Consider the following 16,801-nt stretch of genomic DNA (forward strand, 5'->3'; position numbering starts at 1 on the left):
CACTTCTGATCCCGCAGACGCGGGGACTCACGACCGACCACCGGCAAGCGGCACAATGGTTCGGTGAGTGTTACCGGTGGCGCACAGCGCGGTGGTTCGGATCGACGGCGCGTCCTGATCCTCGGCAGCACCGGATCGATCGGAACGCAGGCGCTCGACGTCATCGCCGCCAATCCCGACCGCTTCGAGGTGGTGGGCCTGGCCGCCGGAGGCGGTAACCCCGAGCTGCTCGCGAAACAGTCCGCGGCGACGGGTGTGACCAATATCGCGGTCGCCGACGAGGCCGCCGCAGCCCGCGTCGGCGACGTCACGTTCGCCGGACCCGACGCCGTCACCGAGCTGGTCGAAAACACCGAGGCCGACGTGGTGCTCAACGCGCTCGTCGGCGCACTGGGTCTCAAGCCGACGCTGGCCGCGCTCGCGACGGGCGCGCGCCTGGCGCTGGCCAACAAGGAGTCGCTGGTCGCCGGCGGGCCACTGGTGCTCAAGGCCGCCCGACCAGGCCAGATCGTGCCCGTCGACTCCGAACACTCGGCGATGGCGCAGTGCCTGCGCGGCGGCACCCCCGACGAGGTCGCCAAGATCGTGCTGACCGCCTCGGGCGGCCCGTTCCGCGGATGGAGCGCCGAGCGGCTGGAGTCGGCCACCCCTGAACAGGCCGGCGCCCATCCCACCTGGTCGATGGGGCCGATGAACACGCTGAACTCGGCGTCGCTGGTCAACAAGGGTCTCGAGCTGATCGAGACGCATCTGCTGTTCGGGGTGCCCTACGACCGCATCGAGGTGGTGGTGCACCCGCAGTCGATCGTGCATTCGATGGTCACGTTCACCGACGGCTCCACGCTGGCCCAGGCCAGCCCGCCGGACATGAAACTGCCCATCGCGTTGGCGCTGGGCTGGCCGGAACGGGTCCCGGCCGCGGCGCTGGCCTGCGACTTCACGACCGCCTCGACCTGGGATTTCGAGCCGCTGGACGACGAGGTCTTCCCGGCGGTGGCGCTGGCGCGCCAGGCCGGAGAGGCGGGCGGCTGTATGACCGCGGTCTACAACGCGGCCAACGAGGAGGCGGCCGCGGCGTTCCTCGACGGGCGCATCCGCTTCCCCGCGATCGTGCGCACCATCGCCGACGTGCTGCGCGCTGCCGACCAGTGGGCCGCCGAACCAGCTACCGTGGAAGACGTACTTGACGCCCAGCAGTGGGCGCGTGACCGCGCCTCGCGTGCGGTCGAGCGGGAGGTAATCACCACCAGATGATGTGGCTGACCGGTGTCGTGCTGTTCGCACTGGCCATTTTGGTCTCGGTGGCATTGCATGAATGCGGCCACATGTGGGTGGCGCGCGCCACGGGAATGAAGGTGCGCCGCTACTTCGTCGGCTTCGGCCCGACGCTGTGGTCGACGTGGCGCGCGAACAAGCGGGGCGACCGCACCGAGTACGGCGTCAAGGCGGTGCCGCTCGGCGGGTTCTGCGACATCGCTGGAATGACCTCGGTGGAAGAACTCGCGCCCGACGAGCACGACCGCGCGATGTACAAGCAGAAGACGTGGAAGCGCGCCGCGGTGCTGGCGGCCGGACCGGGCATGAACTTCGTCATCGGCCTGCTGCTGATCTACGGCATCGCCGTGGTCTGGGGTCTGCCCAATCTGCACGCGCCGACCACCGCGATCGTCGGAGAGACGTCGTGTGTGAAGGCCGAAGTCAGCAAGGGACAGCTCGGTGACTGCCTGGCGCCCTCGCCCGCCGCGGCCGCGGGCATCCGGGCCGGCGACACGGTCGTCAAGGTGGGCGACACGCCCGTCGCGAACTTCGACGAGATGGTCACCGCCGTACGCGCGCTCGACGGCCCGACCTACTTCACCGTCGATCGCGACGGCGAGGAGTTCACCACGCTCGTCGATGTGGTGCCCGCGCAGCGGTGGGTGGCCAAGGGCGACTCCGCCGAACCGGCCCCCGTCGGCACGGTCGGCATCACCGCGGCGCAATTCGGGCCCATCCAGTACAACCCGCTGTCGGCGGCGCCCGCGACCGTGGCGTTCACCGGCGACCTCGCCGTCGAGATCGGTAAGTCGCTGGCGAAGCTGCCGACCAAGATGGGCGCGTTGGTGCGCTCCATCGGCGGTGAGGAGCGCGATCCCGAGACCCCGATCAGCGTCGTCGGCGCCAGCATCATCGGTGGCGACGCGGTGGATCAGGGCCTGTGGGTGGCGTTCTGGTTCTTCTTGGCGCAGTTGAACTTCGTGCTCGGCGCGATCAACCTGGTGCCGCTGCTGCCGTTCGACGGCGGCCACATCGCGATCGCGTTCTACGAGAAGATCCGCAACTCGATCCGGTCGGCACGCGGCAAGGTTGCCGCGGCCCCGGTCAACTACCTGAAGTTGATGCCCGCCACGTACGTGATCCTCGTCGTGGTGGCCGGCTACATGCTGTTGACCGTGACGGCCGACTTCGTCAATCCCATCCGAATCTTTCAGTAAGCAGTAGGAGAGTAAATGGCCTCCGGCCAACAAATAGGACTGGGCATGCCGGCACCCCCGGCTCCGGTTCTGGCACCGCGACGCAAGACCCGTCAGCTGATGGTCGGCGATGTCGGCGTCGGCAGCGATCACCCGATCGCCGTGCAGTCCATGTGCACCACCAAGACTCACGACGTCAACGCCACGCTGCAACAGATCGCCGAACTGACGGCGTCCGGCTGCGACATCGTGCGGGTGGCGTGCCCGCGCCAGGAGGATGCCGACGCGCTCGCCGAGATCGCCAGGCACAGCCAGATTCCGGTGATCGCCGACATCCACTTCCAGCCGAAGTACATCTTCGCCGCGATCGACGCCGGCTGCGCGGCCGTGCGCGTCAACCCCGGCAACATCAAGGAGTTCGACGGCCGGGTCGGTGAAGTCGCCAAAGCCGCAGGGGCAGCGGGCATTCCGATCCGCATCGGGGTGAACGCGGGATCTCTGGACAAGCGGTTCATGGAGAAGTACGGCAAGGCCACACCCGAGGCGCTGGTCGAGTCGGCGCTGTGGGAGGCGTCGCTGTTCGAGGAGCACGGCTTCGGCGACATCAAGATCAGCGTCAAGCACAACGACCCGGTCGTGATGGTCGCCGCGTACGAACAGCTGGCTGCGCAGTGCGACTACCCGCTGCACCTCGGCGTGACCGAGGCGGGCCCGGCGTTCCAGGGCACCATCAAGTCCGCCGTCGCGTTCGGCGCCCTGTTGTCGAAGGGCATCGGCGACACCATCCGCGTGTCACTCTCGGCGCCGCCCGCCGAGGAGGTCAAGGTCGGCAACCAGATCCTCGAATCGCTGAACCTGCGGCCGAGGTCGCTGGAGATCGTGTCGTGTCCGTCGTGCGGACGCGCCCAGGTCGACGTCTACTCGTTGGCCAACGAGGTGACAGCCGGGCTGGAGGGCATGGACGTGCCGTTGCGCGTCGCCGTGATGGGTTGTGTCGTCAACGGTCCCGGCGAGGCGCGCGAAGCCGATCTCGGTGTCGCGTCCGGCAACGGCAAGGGCCAGATCTTCGTCAAGGGTGAGGTGATCAAGACCGTGCCCGAGGCGCAGATCGTCGAGACGCTGATCGAAGAGGCCATGCGAATCGCGGAAGAGCGTGGAACAGATGCGAGCGGTTCGCCGGTCGTGACCGTAAGCTGAATGTGATCCCAAACACTGGGTAACCTCGCCCGGCGTCGGTTAGAAAGAGTTCCCATGTCGGCACCGCCGCTGTTTCGTCACGTCGACGAACGACGGGTGTCGGTGGTGCGCGACGTCGGCGCCGTGATTCGCGTGCTCGACGAGGACCCTGTCGGGTCATGCATGGTGGCGTGCCGGGTGGCCGAATACGGTGTGGAGCCCTCGGCGATCGGCGGGGAACTATGGACGCGGCGCCGGCCCACCGAATCGCTGTGTTACGCCGGGGCGAACCTGATTCCGTTGCGCGGCCAGCTGAATGACCTGCACGCGTTCGCGGAGAAGGCGATGAGCACCGCGCGCCGCTGCTCGTCGCTGGTCGGCAGGGCCGAGCTGGTGCTGCCGATGTGGCGGCGCCTCGAACAGGCCTGGGGCCCCGCCCGCGACGTGCGCGAGCAGCAGCCGTTGTTGGCGCTGAGCACACCGCCGTCGTGCCCCACCGATCCCGCCGTGCGCCAGGTGCGTGCCGACGAACTCGACGCCTATCTGGTCGCCTCCATCGACATGTTCATCGGTGAGGTCGGTATCGACCCGCGGCTCGGCGACGGCGGCCGCGGTTACCGCCGGCGCGTCGCCGGCCTGATCGCCGCGGGGCGGGCCTGGGCCCGCTTCGAACGCGGTGAGGTGGTGTTCAAGGCCGAGGTCGGTTCGCAGTCGCCGACGGTCGGCCAGATTCAAGGCGTGTGGGTGCATCCCGACTGGCGGGGACACGGCCTGGGCACCGCGGGCACCGCGACGCTCTCGGAGGCGGTGGTGCGGTCCGGTCGCACGGCGAGCCTGTACGTCAACGACTTCAACACCGTCGCGCGGGCCACCTATGACCGCGTCGGCTTCCAACAAGTGGGAACCTTCGCGACCGTTCTGCTCGACTGACGGTTCTGCCCGCCCGACTGATTTACGCTCACGGCATGGCTGACGACGATCGCACAATCGCGCGCAGGGAGATCGCCGACACGATGGTGCGCGCCCTCGAACGGCGGCACGAACTCCTCGACGTCATCGTCGACGCCGAGGACTACGACGCCGCGATCGAGGCCATCGCAGGCATGCTCGGCGCATCGCAGGCGGCCGCGGAAGCGGTGCTGCGGTTGTCCTTCGATCGGCTGACCAAGGTTTCGCGGCGCCGGATCGCCGCCGAACTCGAGGACCTCAACAATCAGCTCAGCTTCACGATGGGCGAACCGGTCCGCTCCGCCGACAGCATGGTGCTGCGCCCGTTCCTCGCCGAGGCCGATCGCGACATCTTCGCCGCGCGCACCCAGGACGTGCGCGAAGCGGGTGACGGGTCGCGCGCCCCGGCGGGCGATCTTGACGACGAGATCAGCGCCGGCCTGCGACGCGTGGACGCCGAGGAGGCGGCGTGGCTGGTCGCGATCCACGGCACGGAGAAGATCGGCATGGTGTTCGGCGACCTGGTCTCCGGTGAGATCAATCTGCGGATCTGGATTCACCCCGACCACCGCAAGCAGGGCTACGGCACCGCGGCGCTGCGCAAGTCGCGGTCGGAGATGGCCGCGTACTTCCCGGGCGTGCCGCTGGTGGTGCGGGCGCCCGCCGCGGGCTGACCCTCGACACCCGGCTGCAATCGCGTTGACGGGTTGATCCCACGCACCGGGTGCGGGCAATCAACCCGTTAAGGCTTTGGGCGGCGTCATTTCGGTGCGCCTACCGGGTTTGCAGGTCTCGACTTCGTAACATCTGCCCCAATGGCATCTTCAGTAACACGCATAGCGACTCTGGCGGCGGTCGGAATCGTGGTCGTCGGCCTCAATAGCGCCTGCACGCCGAAGCCCGCCGGACCCGAACCCACGGCGGCGAAGTTCTTCGCGGCGCTCGCGACCGGTGACACCGAGGGTGCGGCAGAACTCAGCGACCGGCCTGCCGACGCCCGCGAGGACCTGAACGAGGCCTGGGCCGGGCTGCAGGCCACCCACCTGGACACGCAGATCCTGGGCTCCAAGTACGCCGAGGACACCGGCAGCGTCACTTACCGCTATACCTGGCATCTGCCCAAGGACCGGACGTGGACCTACGACGGGCAGCTGAACATGGTCCGCGACGAGGGCCGCTGGCGGGTGCGCTGGAGCGCGACCGGCCTGCATCCGCGGCTCGGCGAGAACCAGACCTTCGCCCTGCGCGCCGACTCGCCGCCGCGGGCGTCGGTGATCGAGCGCAGCGGCACCGAGGTGCTGGTGCCCGGATATCTGTACAGCTATGCACTCGACGCGAAGGCGGCGGGCGGGGCGCTGATGCAGACCGCGCGGACCGTCGTCGACGCCCTGCGGCCCTTCGACAACACGCTCGATCCGCAGCGGCTCGCCGAACAGGCCAGCTCGTCCAAGCAGCCGCTGAGCCTGATCACGCTGCGCAAGGCCGACCACGACCGCGTGGCCGCCGCGATCGGCGCACAACCAGGTGTGGTCATCACGCCGCAGGCCGAAATGCTGCCCACCGACGAGAGTTTCGCGCCGGCGATCATCAACGAGGTCAAGTCCGCCGTCGCCGACGAGCTGAGCGGGCAGGCCGGCTGGCGGGTGGTCACCGTCAACCAGAACGGTGTGGACGTCGACGTGCTCAACGAGGTGCCCGGCACGCCGGCGCCGTCGGTGCGGATCAGCCTCGACCGCTCGGTTCAGACCGCCGCGCAGAACGCGGTGAACTTCACCGGCAAGAAGGCGATGATCGTCGTCATCAAACCGTCCACCGGCGAGATCCTGGCCGTCGCGCAGAACGCGGCCGCCGACACCGAGGGCCTGATCGCCACCACCGGCCTGTATCCGCCCGGGTCGACGTTCAAGATGGTCACCGCGGGGGCGGCCATCGAACGCGATATGGCCACCCCGAACACGATGCTCCCGTGTCCCGGCACGATGGACATCGGCCACCGCACGGTGCCGAATTACGGCGGCTTCGACCTCGGCACCGTGCCGATGTCGCGGGCGTTCGCCAGTTCGTGCAACACCACCTTCGCCGAGTTGGCCAGCCGGATGCCGCCGCGCGGGTTGACGATGGCCGCGGCCAAGTACGGCCTGGGCGCGGACTACAACATCCCGGGCCTTCGGACGGTGACCGGATCTGTGCCGCCCACCGTCGACCTCGCCGAGCGCACCGAGGACGGCTTCGGTCAGGGCAAGGTGCTGGCCAGCCCGTTCGGCATGGCGCTGGCGGCCGCGACCGTCGCTGCCGGGGAAACCCCTGTCCCGCAACTGATTCAGGGTAAGGAAACCGAGGTCGCCGAGAGCCCGGCGCCGATGGACCCCAAGATCGTCGACGGCCTGCGGCCGATGATGCGGCTGGTGGTCACCAACGGCACCGCCGACGATCTGGCCGGCGCGGGCGACGTGCGGGGTAAGACCGGTGAGGCGGAGTTCGCGGGCGGATCGCACTCGTGGTTCGCCGGCTACCGCGGCGACATGGCCTTCGCCGCGATGATCGTCGGGGGCGGGTCCTCGGAGTACGCGGTGCGGATGCTCAAGGGCATGCTCGACGGGTTGCCGCCGGACTACCTGGCCTGATCCGGCGTCGTCGCCGTACCGTGGACGTGCGATGACCGAGATCAACCACGACGCCATGCGCGTCTCCGATGCCGACCGCAACGGCACCCTGCGGCGGCTGCACAACGCCGTCGCACTGGGCCTGATCGACATCGACGAGTTCGAGGAGCGCTCGGCGGCGGTGGCGCGGGCGCGGCTGCACTCCGACCTGGACGCGCTGGTCGGCGACCTGCCCGGACCTGGTGCGATCGTCACATCGGCCGCCGACCGCGTCGAGCTGCGCGGCGTGCTCGGCTCGCTCAAGCGCCAGGGCCAGTGGACCGTGCCCAGCCGACTCGCCCTGCACCGACGGATGGGATCGGTGGACCTGGACCTGACGCGGGCGCGCTTCGCCGGTCCGATGGTGGTCATCGAGCTCGACCTGAAGTTCGGCGGGCTCGAACTGCGGCTGCCCGACGGCGCCAGCGCCTCGATCGACGACGTCGAGGTCAACGTGGGCAGCGCCCGCGACCACCGCAAGGATGCACCGGCCGAAGGCAACCCGCACGTCATCCTGACCGGCAAGGTGGTCTGCGGCTCGGTGGACATCCGTGGGCCCCGCCGGTCGTTACGGTTCAGCCCGTTCGACCGCCGCTAGCCTCGACTACGCTGGTCACATGCCCGTTCGTACCGCTCTTCGCCCCGGCGTGCTCTCGCCGACGCTCCCGGTGCCCGACTCGATCCCGCGTCCGGAGTACGCCTGGAAGCAGACCGTCGACGAGGGCAGCGAGCCGTGGGTCCAGACGCCCGAAGTGATCGAGAAGATGCGCGTCGCGGGCCGGATCGCGGCGGGCGCGCTGGCCGAGGCGGGTAAGGCCGTCGCGCCGGGCGTCACCACCGACGAGCTGGACCGCATCGCGCACGAGTACATGATCGATCACGGCGCCTATCCGTCCACCCTCGGTTACAAGGGCTTCCCGAAGTCCTGCTGCACCTCGCTCAACGAGATCATCTGCCACGGCATCCCGGACTCGACGGTCGTCGAGGACGGTGACATCGTCAACATCGACGTGACCGCCTACATCGACGGTGTGCACGGGGACACCAACGCCACGTTCCTCGCGGGTGACGTCTCCGAGGAACACCGGCTGCTCGTCGAGCGCACCCATGAGGCGACCATGCGGGCGATCAAGGCCGTCAAACCCGGGCGCCAGCTGTCCGTCGTCGGCCGGGTCATCGAGTCCTACGCGAACCGGTTCGGCTACAACGTGGTTCGCGACTTCACCGGCCACGGCATCGGCACCACGTTCCACAACGGGCTTGTCGTCCTGCACTACGACCAGCCCGCGGTGGACACCGTGTTGGAGCCGGGGATGACGTTCACCATCGAGCCGATGATCAACCTCGGCGACCTGGACTACGAGATCTGGGACGACGGCTGGACCGTCGCCACGACCGACAAGAAGTGGACCGCCCAGTTCGAGCACACCCTGGTGGTGACCGACGACGGCGCCGAGATCCTGACTCAGCTGTGAGACCCTCCCCGCGAGCAGACGCGAAACTGCCTAGAAAACGGCGAAATTGGGCACTTTTGCGACTGCTCGCGGAGGAAACGTGAGCGGCGCGCTGCTGGTCGCCGGCACCACCTCCGACGCCGGCAAGTCGATGGTGGTGGCCGGCCTGTGTCGGCTGTTGGCCCGCAAGGGTATTCGGGTCGCGCCGTTCAAGGCGCAGAACATGTCGAACAACTCCGCGGTCACCGTCGACGGCGGCGAGATCGGCCGCGCGCAGGCGATGCAGGCCCGCGCCGCGGGTCTGGCGCCCCACACCCGTTTCAACCCGGTGCTGCTCAAACCCGGTAGCGACCGCACGTCGCAGCTGGTGGTGCGCGGCCGGGTGGTCGACACCGTCAGCGCGCGCGACTACATCCACCACCGCGACCGCCTGAGCGCGGTGGTCGCCGACGAACTGGCGCACCTCCGCTCGGAGTTCGACGCCGTCATCTGTGAGGGCGCCGGATCGCCCGCCGAAATCAACTTGCGGGCAACCGATCTGGCGAACATGGGGTTGGCCCGCGCGGCCGATCTGCCCGTGATCGTCGTCGGCGACATCGACCGCGGCGGCCTGCTGGCGCACCTGTTCGGCACGGTCGCGGTGCTCGACCCCGAAGACCAGCGGCTGGTCGCCGGTTTCGTCGTCAACAAGTTCCGTGGTGATCCGTCGCTGCTCGCGCCGGGCCTGGCGCAACTCGAGGAGTTGACCGGGCGGCCGACCTACGGTGTCATCCCGTACGCCGACGGGTTGTGGCTCGACACCGAGGACTCCGTCTCGGTGGTGGCCCAGCGCGTGGTCGGCCAACCGCAACCGCCGCGCGGTGAGCAGTGGCTGCGGGTGGCGGCGATCCGGCTGCCGCGCATCTCGAATTCGACCGACGTCGAGGCGCTGGCGTGCGAACCCGGTGTGCTGGTGCGCTGGGTCAGCGATGCCGCCGATCTCGTCGACGCCGACGTCATCGTCGTGCCCGGCAGCAAGGCCACCGTCGCCGATCTCGATTGGCTGCGCCGCAGCGGCCTCGCCGACGCAGTGAGGCAACACGCCGCCCGCGGGCTGCCCGTGCTGGGGGTGTGCGGAGGCTTCCAGATGCTGTGCTCGCACATCGACGATCCGGTGGAGTCGGGCGCCGGCGTCGTCGCGGGACTGGATCTGCTCGACGCCGACATCGTCTTCGCGCCGGCAAAGACGTTGCGTCATCACGAAGAACCGTTGGCGGGCTACGAGATTCACCACGGCCAGATCGGCCGCTGTGCCGAAGAGCAGTGGCTCGGGATCGGGTTGCGCCGCGGGGCGGTCTACGGCACCCACTGGCACGGTGTGCTCGACAACGACGATGTGCGGCGCTCGTGGCTGACCGAGGTCGCCGAGGCGGCCGGCCGCAGCGGATTCGTCGTCGCCGACGACGTCGACGTCCGTGCCCGCCGCGACGCCCAGCTCGACCTGATGGCCGACCTGCTGACCAGTCACCTCGATGTGGACGCGGTCCTGGACCTGCTCGACGACGGCGCCCCGCCGAGGCCCACCGTGGTGGCGGGACTGCGGCGGTGATCCGGCGACTCGCGGCGGCGGTCGCGCTCACCGCGCTGACACTGACCGGATGCGCGCACTCGATCGAGGGCTCGGCGACGTGGCCCGGTGCGCGCTTGGACAAGGTGCTGCTGACCGCGGCCGACTTCCCGCCGGGCGTGCAGTTCGACCGCGTCGTCCGCGACTCCGGGGAAGGTGGCGATGGGGCAGGCGCCCCGCCGGCCATGCTGTCGCGGCCCTCGGGCTGCTCGGACGGGCTCACCCGGGTGATCGCCCAGTCCGGCGAGCGGGGGCCGGGCAGCGCAGCGGAGTACGTCGTCGGCTACGACGGCGCCCGCATCGTGATGACCGTGCTGACCTGGCGGCTGGACCTGGAGAAGCTGGCGGCCATGGCCGACCGATGCGCGCGCTTCGAGACGTTCTTCGACGAATCCTCGCCGGGCCTCCCGATGACGACGACCAGGATGGACACCTCCCGCGCCGAGGCGCTCGTCTACGAGCAGACGATGAAGCTCGGCGGGGTCGACAACCGGGTCTACTTCACCTTCGAGAACATCGGCGACATGGCGGTCTACGGCGTGGCTTTCCCGACGCCGAATCCGACGATTCCGGTCAAAGCCACGCTGCCCCAGACCTTTCTGGACATCGCGGTCGAACAGGCCGAGCGCGTCGCGGCGCTCTGATTTCGGGCCGTTCACTCCCGGCGAAACGACCGCGTCGGACCTGCGGCCGCTGTAGCGTGGCCCAAATGCCATCCACCACGGTCACCGTCGAGGGAATCTCCGTGCCCGTCGACGTCGCCGGCCCCGACAAGGGGTCGGTCGTGGTGGTGCTCGGGGCGGGACACCAGCCGCTCGCCGCCTACGACGCCGTGTGCCAGCGGCTGCACACCGCGTCGTTGCGGACCGTCGTCGTACCGCCCGATCCGCGGCTCACGGCGAAATCGGTGGTGGCCATCCTCGATGCGCTCGACGTGAAATGGGCGCTGCTGGTGGGGGACCGCGTGGGTGGTGAGCTGGCGTGGGAACTGGCCGCCACCCGGCTCGACCGCTTCATCGGGCTGGTCGTCATCGACCGCGGGCATCCGCGCGTCGCCGACGCCGCCGGCGTGATCCGCGATGAGCACTGTCCGCCGGTCGAAATGAACACCACCGCGTTGGTGAGCACACCCGCGGCGCGTGCGGTCGCCAAGGCCAGCCAGCGCTACGTGTACGGCGACTACCGGATGGTCGATCTGCTCGGCAGGCGCAACGCCGCGGAGTCGACGGCGCAACTGGCCGCCGAGATCGTGATGCGCACCAGCACCTGGTGACCTAGGTGGCCGCCTCTTCCGGCGTCCACGCCTGGGGGAGTGCCGGGCTTCCCGGGAACAGGAAGTCGACGAAAGCCTTTGCGGTGGGCTGTGGTTCGTGGTTCGCCAAGCCGGGACGCTCGTTCGCCTCGATGAAGACGTACTCGGGTTCGGTCACGTCGGGAACCAACAGGTCGATGCCGGTGACGGGAATGCCGATGGCGTGGGCGGCACGGACCGCGACGTCACACAGGTGGGGGTGGACCTTCGCGGTCACGTCGTGAATGGTGCCGCCCTGATGCAGGTTCGCGGTGCGGCGCACCCGAAGACGCTGTCCTTCGGGCAGCACATCGTCGAACGACCAGCCCGCCTCGGCGACAGTCGACTCGGTGACCGCGTCGATCGGGATGCGGGACTCGCCGCCGGTGGCGGCCGCGCGTCGCCGGCTCTGCGCCTCGATCAGCTCGCGCACCGTGTGGTGTCCGGTGCCGACGACCTCGGCGGGTTTGCGCAGCGCTGCGGCCACGACCTTGCCGTCGATCACCACCAACCGGAGGTCATCGCCCTCCGCGCGCTGCTCGATGAGCACATGCGGATGTTCCTCGCGGGCGCGTGCCAGCGCGGCGTCCAGTTCCTCGGCGCTGCTGACGCCGACCGTGATGCCCTTGCCCTGCTCGCCGCGGGTGGGCTTGACCACGACGTCGCCGACCTCGGCGAGGAACTCGTGGTCGTGCTCGTCGAATGTCGCCAGCCTGCCCTTGGGCACCGCGATACCGGACTCGGCCACCAGGCGTCGGGTGAGGCGCTTGTCGTCGCAGCGCGCCATCGCTACGGCAGAGGTGAACTCCGACAACGATTCCCGGGTGATGACGCTGCGGCCGCCGTGCGACAGGCGCATCTCTCCGGCCTCGGCGTCGAGCACCTCGACCCAGATGCCGCGGCGCATGGCCTCGTCGGCGATGATTCGCGCGTACGGGTTGAGGTCTTCGACCGTCTCGGGCGGATGGGTGAACAGTGGTTCGTTGATCGCGTTCTTGCGCTTGACCGCCATGACCGGCACGCGGTGGAACCCGAGCTTCTCGTAGAGCGAGATCGCCGCGGAGTTGTCGTGGCTGACCGACAAATCCATGTAGGCCCGGCCGCGGTCGCGGTAGATCGCGGCCAGCGCCCGGGTGAGCGCGGCGCCGACCCCGGGAAGGCTCGTCGTCGGGTCGACCGCCAACGTCCACAGGCTCGATCCGTTCTCGGGGTCGGAGAACAACCGTTTGTGGTCGACGCCGGTCACGGTGCCCAGCACGGACCCGTCGTCGTCACGCACCGCGACCAGGTAGTCGACCGCAGCCTGATTCAGGTGGTTCTGCCACAACACCTCGACAGGCCCGGGCACCATGCCGCAGCGCACGTAGACGCGGTTCATCTCGTCGGCGTCGTCGGCGCTCTCCAGCGTGCGCACCGTGAAGCCTGTCGGCGCCTTGTCCAGGTCGTCGTCACCGAACCGCAGCCGGTACGTGTGGCTCGGGTCGATGAAGAGTTCGGCCGGCGCCATCGACACCAGGACGTGGGGTTCGCGGGCGTACATACAGATGTCGCGGCGCCCCGGCCCTTCGTGCCGCAGCACCTCGGCCAACTTCGCGGGGTCAGCGAAGGTCTGACCGAATATCAGTCGGCCCCAACCCATCTCGATGACCACATCGTCGGCCATGGCGTCGACGAGATGTTGGGGCGAGGCATCGTGAAGGCCGAGGGTGATGGCCTCGGTCTGTTCGGCGTCCGGCCCCAGTGCCGTCATGCCGCGGGTCCCGTGATCCCGTGTCGCTGCAGCCACAGTTCGAGCAGCGCCAGTTGCCACAGTTCGTTGCCTCGCAGCGGCGTCAGGCGCCCGTTCGGGTCGGCGAGCAACCGGTCGATTGCGGCCGGCCGGAACAGATCACGTTCCTTGGCGGCGGGCGCGTAGAGCGCGTCGCGCACCATGTCCAGGTACGGGCCCTCGAGGTGCGTCAGCGCCGGCACGGGGAAGTAGCCCTTGGGGCGGTCGATGACCTCGGACGGAATCACCTTGCGCGCGGCCTGCTTCAGCACGCCTTTGCCCTCGTGGGCGATCTTCAGCTCGGGTGGGCACGTCGCCGCGAGCTCGACGAGTTCGTGGTCGAGGAACGGCACGCGACCCTCCAGGCCCCAGGCCATCGTCATGTTGTCGACGCGCTTGACCGGGTCGTCGACGAGCATCACCGTCGTGTCGAGCCGCAGGCCGCGGTCGATGCCGGACTCGGCGCCGGCCCGCGCGAAGTGCTCGGTGACGAAGGTCAGGCTCGGGTCGCCGTCGACGGCGTACGAGGGGGACACCAGCGCGTCGTAACCGGCTCGGTCACGGTCGAAGAACGCGTTGCGGTAGCTGGCCACCGCGCCTTCGACGGACGCCGCATCCGGCCCGCCGAGCGGCGGATACCAGTGGTAGCCGGCGAACACCTCGTCGGCGCCCTGACCGGACTGCACGACCTTGACGTGCTTGGCTACTTCCTGGCTGAGCAGATAGAAGGCGACGCAGTCGTGGCTGACCATCGGCTCGCTCATGGCGCCGATCGCGCCGTCGAGCGCGGGCAGCATCCGGTCGGTGCCGATGCGGATCTGGTGATGGTCGGTGTCGAAGCGCTGAGCGACGATGTCGGAGTACTTGAACTCGTCGCCGGCTACGCCGCCCACGGATTCGAAGCCGATGGAGAAGGTCTTGAGCCCGTGCTGGCCCGCCTCGGCGAGCAGCCCGACGATCAGGCTGGAGTCGACACCTCCGGACAGCAGGCAGCCCACGGGCACGTCGGCCACGAGCCGTCGTTCGACCGCGACGCGCAGCGACTCGAGAACCGCGTCCTCCCAATCCTGTTCGGACCAGTCGGCACGGTCGGCGCTGCGGGTGAAGTCGGGTTCCCAGTACGTCTTCGTCGTGCGCCGGCCGTCGGGCTCGATCGCGATCAGTGACGCCGGCGGCACCTTGCTCACCCCGCGCAGGATCGTGCGCGGCGCGGGCACCACCGAATGGAACGTCATGTAGTGGTGCAGGGCGATCGGATCGATGCGGGTGTCGATGTCGCCACCGGCCAGCAGCGCGGGCAGCGACGACGCGAACCGGATGCGGGACGAGTTCTCGCTGATGTACAGCGGTTTGATGCCGAGGCGGTCGCGACCGAGGAGCACCCGGCCGCTGTCGCGCTCGACGATCGCGAACGCGAACATGCCGAAAAGGTGGTCGACGAAGCGGTCGCCCCAGTGGTGATAGGCCTTGAGCAGCACCTCGGTGTCGCTGTGCGAGAAGAACCGATAGCCCTGCTCGCTGAGCTCGTTCCGCAGCTGCTTGTAGTTGTAGATGCAGCCGTTCCACGCGATCGCCAACCCCAGGTCGGAGTCGAGCATGGGTTGGCCGCCCGCTTCGGACAGATCGATGATTTTGAGGCGTCGGTGACCGAGCGCGACCCTGCCCTGTGACCACGCGCCCGCCGAGTCGGGACCCCTGGGCGTCATCGCCTCGGCCATCGCCGAGACAGCTGCTACGTCAGGTACCCGGCCGTCGAGACGCACCTCGCCGGTGGCTCCACACACGCCCTCGACATTACCCCTGTTGACGCCAGCGAAACCTGGTACGGGTGTGACTTGGGTCTAGTCCGCGCTGGTGACGCCGCGAAAGCGGCACCGCCGGACCTGCCGCGGGCAACGGGTTCGCTTACTCGGTGTGCCCCTTGAGGATCTCGTCCTCGATGGTCCCCCCGAGCCCCTCGGCCTCGGGGTCGAAGCCGTGCAGCCCGCCGGTGACGGCGTACTCCTCTTCGGGCGAGAGCACCAGGCGGTGCCTGCCGTAGAAGCCGAACACCAGCAGACCCAGGATGTAGAAGATGACGATCGCGATGACCGCGGGCCGGTAGTCGGGGTTGACGAGCACGCCGACGAACGTCACCGCCGCGATGATCAGCGCCACGGTCGCGCCCCAGTTGCCGGTCGGACTGACCCACGGCCGGCGCGCGTTCGGGAACTTGCGGCGCAGCAGGATGAACGAGATCATCTGCAACCCGTAGGCCAGCACCGCACCCCACACCGCGATGTTGAGCACCACCTCGCCGGCGCCCTCGTTGTAGTTGACGATCAGCAGTGCGACGTAGCCGATCACCGCGCCCGCCAACAGCGCGACATACGGCGTCTGCCGGGAACCGGTGAGCGACAACGTTTTCGGGTAGTACCCCGCGCGGCTCAGCGAGTACATGTTGCGGCCGTAGGCGTACATGATGCCCTGCAGGCTGGCCAGCAGGCCGATCAACGCGAACGCCGACAGCACCGCGGCGAGGTTGGCGGGCAGGAACGCCCGGAAGCCGTCGAGCAGTGGTTCGTCCGAGCTGCCCAGCGACTCGGAACCGGTCACCGCCGGGTTCAGGAAGAAGACGATCGCGCCGCAGCCGATCAGCGAGATCAGCCCCCAGATGCCGGCGCGGGGGATGTCGCGGGCCGGGTCGTGCGCCTCCTCGGCGGCCAGCGGCAGCTCCTCGATGCCGAGGAAGAACCACATCGCGAACGGAAGCGCGTAGAGGACCGCGACCCAGCCGAAGGGCAGGAACGTCGACGAACCCGCGGCCTCCGGATCGGGCGCGATGTCGAACAGCTTGGAGAAGTCCACCGCGCCGTTGGCGATCGCGAGGATGCCGAACAGCACCAGGATGCCGATCGAGATGATCGCGACGACCAGCGCGAACTTGAACGACAACTCCGCGCCCCACGAGTTGAGGCCGACGAAGATCGCGTACAGGATGATCCACCACAGCCACATCGGCAGCGACAGGTTGAACAGGTCGGTGGTGACCGCGTTGGCGTAGGACGCCGAGAAGAACACGACGACGGCCGTCGTGAACACGTACTCGATGGTCTCGGCGAATCCGGTGACGAAGCCGCCCCACGGGCCCATCGCCGCGCGGGCGAACGAGTACGCACCGCCGGTGTGCGGCATCGCGGCCGACATCTCGCCGATCGAGAAGAGCATGCCGAAGTACATGACGACGATCAGGATCGACGCGATGGCCAGGCCGGCGACGGCTACTTCGAGAAGCGGCAACTCAAGCGGACTGCCGGGTTCTGGGGTCTGTGGGGCATCGGCATCGCCGCGGTCATCTCCGGCGACTTCTCCGGATGGAACTTCGGTATCGGCGCCGCCGGCTGGGGCGGCCTGGCCATCGCGTCGATCCTGATCGTCGTCATGTACTTCGGCATGCTCTTCTCGATCGGCGAGATGTCGGCCG

Annotated in this window: 14 protein-coding genes and 1 pseudogene; 12 read left to right on the forward strand and 3 right to left on the reverse strand. The window is 68.8% G+C overall.

Annotated elements, in window-relative coordinates:
* Window positions 1-63: 63 nt before the first annotated feature.
* The 11 genes from dxr to A5752_RS09990 all read left to right on the forward strand — a co-directional run bounded on the left by dxr (window position 64) and on the right by A5752_RS09990 (window position 11,552).
* Window positions 64-1,254, forward strand: coding sequence for a 1-deoxy-D-xylulose-5-phosphate reductoisomerase (dxr, locus tag A5752_RS09940; protein WP_067084748.1), 1,191 nt, complete (start codon window positions 64-66; stop codon window positions 1,252-1,254).
* Window positions 1,251-2,474 carry a M50 family metallopeptidase gene (locus A5752_RS09945; RefSeq protein ID WP_067084750.1) on the forward strand — a complete coding sequence of 408 codons (1,224 nt, stop codon included), beginning with the start codon at window positions 1,251-1,253 and terminating at the stop codon, window positions 2,472-2,474. The genes dxr and A5752_RS09945 overlap by 4 nt, the downstream gene beginning before the upstream one ends.
* A gap of 15 nt (window positions 2,475-2,489) precedes the next feature.
* The gene (gene ispG, locus A5752_RS09950) at window positions 2,490-3,650 is read left to right on the forward strand and encodes a flavodoxin-dependent (E)-4-hydroxy-3-methylbut-2-enyl-diphosphate synthase (protein ID WP_068292922.1); all 1,161 of its coding nucleotides are present in this window, start codon (window positions 2,490-2,492) and stop codon (window positions 3,648-3,650) included.
* Between the two features lie 54 nt (window positions 3,651-3,704).
* The gene (locus tag A5752_RS09955; protein ID WP_067084754.1) at window positions 3,705-4,559 is read left to right on the forward strand and encodes a GNAT family N-acetyltransferase; all 855 of its coding nucleotides are present in this window, start codon (window positions 3,705-3,707) and stop codon (window positions 4,557-4,559) included.
* A gap of 35 nt (window positions 4,560-4,594) precedes the next feature.
* Window positions 4,595-5,251 (forward strand): GNAT family N-acetyltransferase, encoded by a 657-nt coding sequence (locus A5752_RS09960; protein ID WP_067084755.1) that lies wholly within the window; start codon window positions 4,595-4,597, stop codon window positions 5,249-5,251.
* A 141-nt stretch (window positions 5,252-5,392) separates the two neighbouring features.
* Window positions 5,393-7,201, forward strand: coding sequence for a penicillin-binding transpeptidase domain-containing protein (locus A5752_RS09965; RefSeq protein WP_067084757.1), 1,809 nt, complete (start codon window positions 5,393-5,395; stop codon window positions 7,199-7,201).
* 31 nt (window positions 7,202-7,232) lie between these two features.
* Window positions 7,233-7,817, forward strand: coding sequence for a DUF1707 SHOCT-like domain-containing protein (locus tag A5752_RS09970; protein WP_067084759.1), 585 nt, complete (start codon window positions 7,233-7,235; stop codon window positions 7,815-7,817).
* A gap of 19 nt (window positions 7,818-7,836) precedes the next feature.
* Entirely contained in the window at window positions 7,837-8,694 is an 858-nt protein-coding gene (gene map / locus A5752_RS09975; RefSeq protein ID WP_067084760.1) for a type I methionyl aminopeptidase, read from the forward strand.
* Window positions 8,695-8,773: 79 nt separating this feature from the next.
* Window positions 8,774-10,261, forward strand: coding sequence for a cobyric acid synthase (locus A5752_RS09980; protein ID WP_082963824.1), 1,488 nt, complete (start codon window positions 8,774-8,776; stop codon window positions 10,259-10,261).
* Window positions 10,258-10,923 (forward strand): hypothetical protein, encoded by a 666-nt coding sequence (locus A5752_RS09985; RefSeq protein WP_067084762.1) that lies wholly within the window; start codon window positions 10,258-10,260, stop codon window positions 10,921-10,923. Before A5752_RS09980 ends, A5752_RS09985 begins: the two co-directional genes overlap by 4 nt.
* 65 nt (window positions 10,924-10,988) lie before the next feature.
* A complete protein-coding gene (locus tag A5752_RS09990; RefSeq protein WP_067084764.1) occupies window positions 10,989-11,552 on the forward strand; it encodes an alpha/beta fold hydrolase in 564 nt (187 codons plus the stop codon).
* Window position 11,553: 1 nt separating this feature from the next.
* Here the strand turns inward: A5752_RS09990 and ngg are convergent, their stop codons facing one another.
* From ngg to A5752_RS10005, 3 genes are all read right to left on the reverse strand, one after another.
* Window positions 11,554-13,320, reverse strand: a complete 1,767-nt coding sequence (gene ngg, locus A5752_RS09995) for an N-acetylglutaminylglutamine synthetase (protein ID WP_067084765.1) — start codon at window positions 13,318-13,320, stop codon at window positions 11,554-11,556.
* Entirely contained in the window at window positions 13,317-15,122 is a 1,806-nt protein-coding gene (locus tag A5752_RS10000; protein ID WP_067084767.1) for an N-acetylglutaminylglutamine amidotransferase, read from the reverse strand. The genes ngg and A5752_RS10000 overlap by 4 nt, the downstream gene beginning before the upstream one ends.
* Before the next feature lie 121 nt (window positions 15,123-15,243).
* Window positions 15,244-16,557 (reverse strand): amino acid permease, encoded by a 1,314-nt coding sequence (locus A5752_RS10005; protein WP_353612395.1) that lies wholly within the window; start codon window positions 16,555-16,557, stop codon window positions 15,244-15,246.
* On the opposite strand from A5752_RS10005, the pseudogene A5752_RS27080 reads away from it, so the two are divergent.
* Window positions 16,504-16,801 (forward strand): annotated as a pseudogene (locus tag A5752_RS27080) (hypothetical protein); the annotation flags it as partial. The gene A5752_RS10005 and the pseudogene A5752_RS27080 sit on opposite strands and share 54 nt — an antisense overlap.

It is taken from the genome of Mycobacterium sp. 852002-51961_SCH5331710 (assembly GCF_001665535.1).
Lineage (GTDB): Bacteria > Actinomycetota > Actinomycetes > Mycobacteriales > Mycobacteriaceae > Mycobacterium.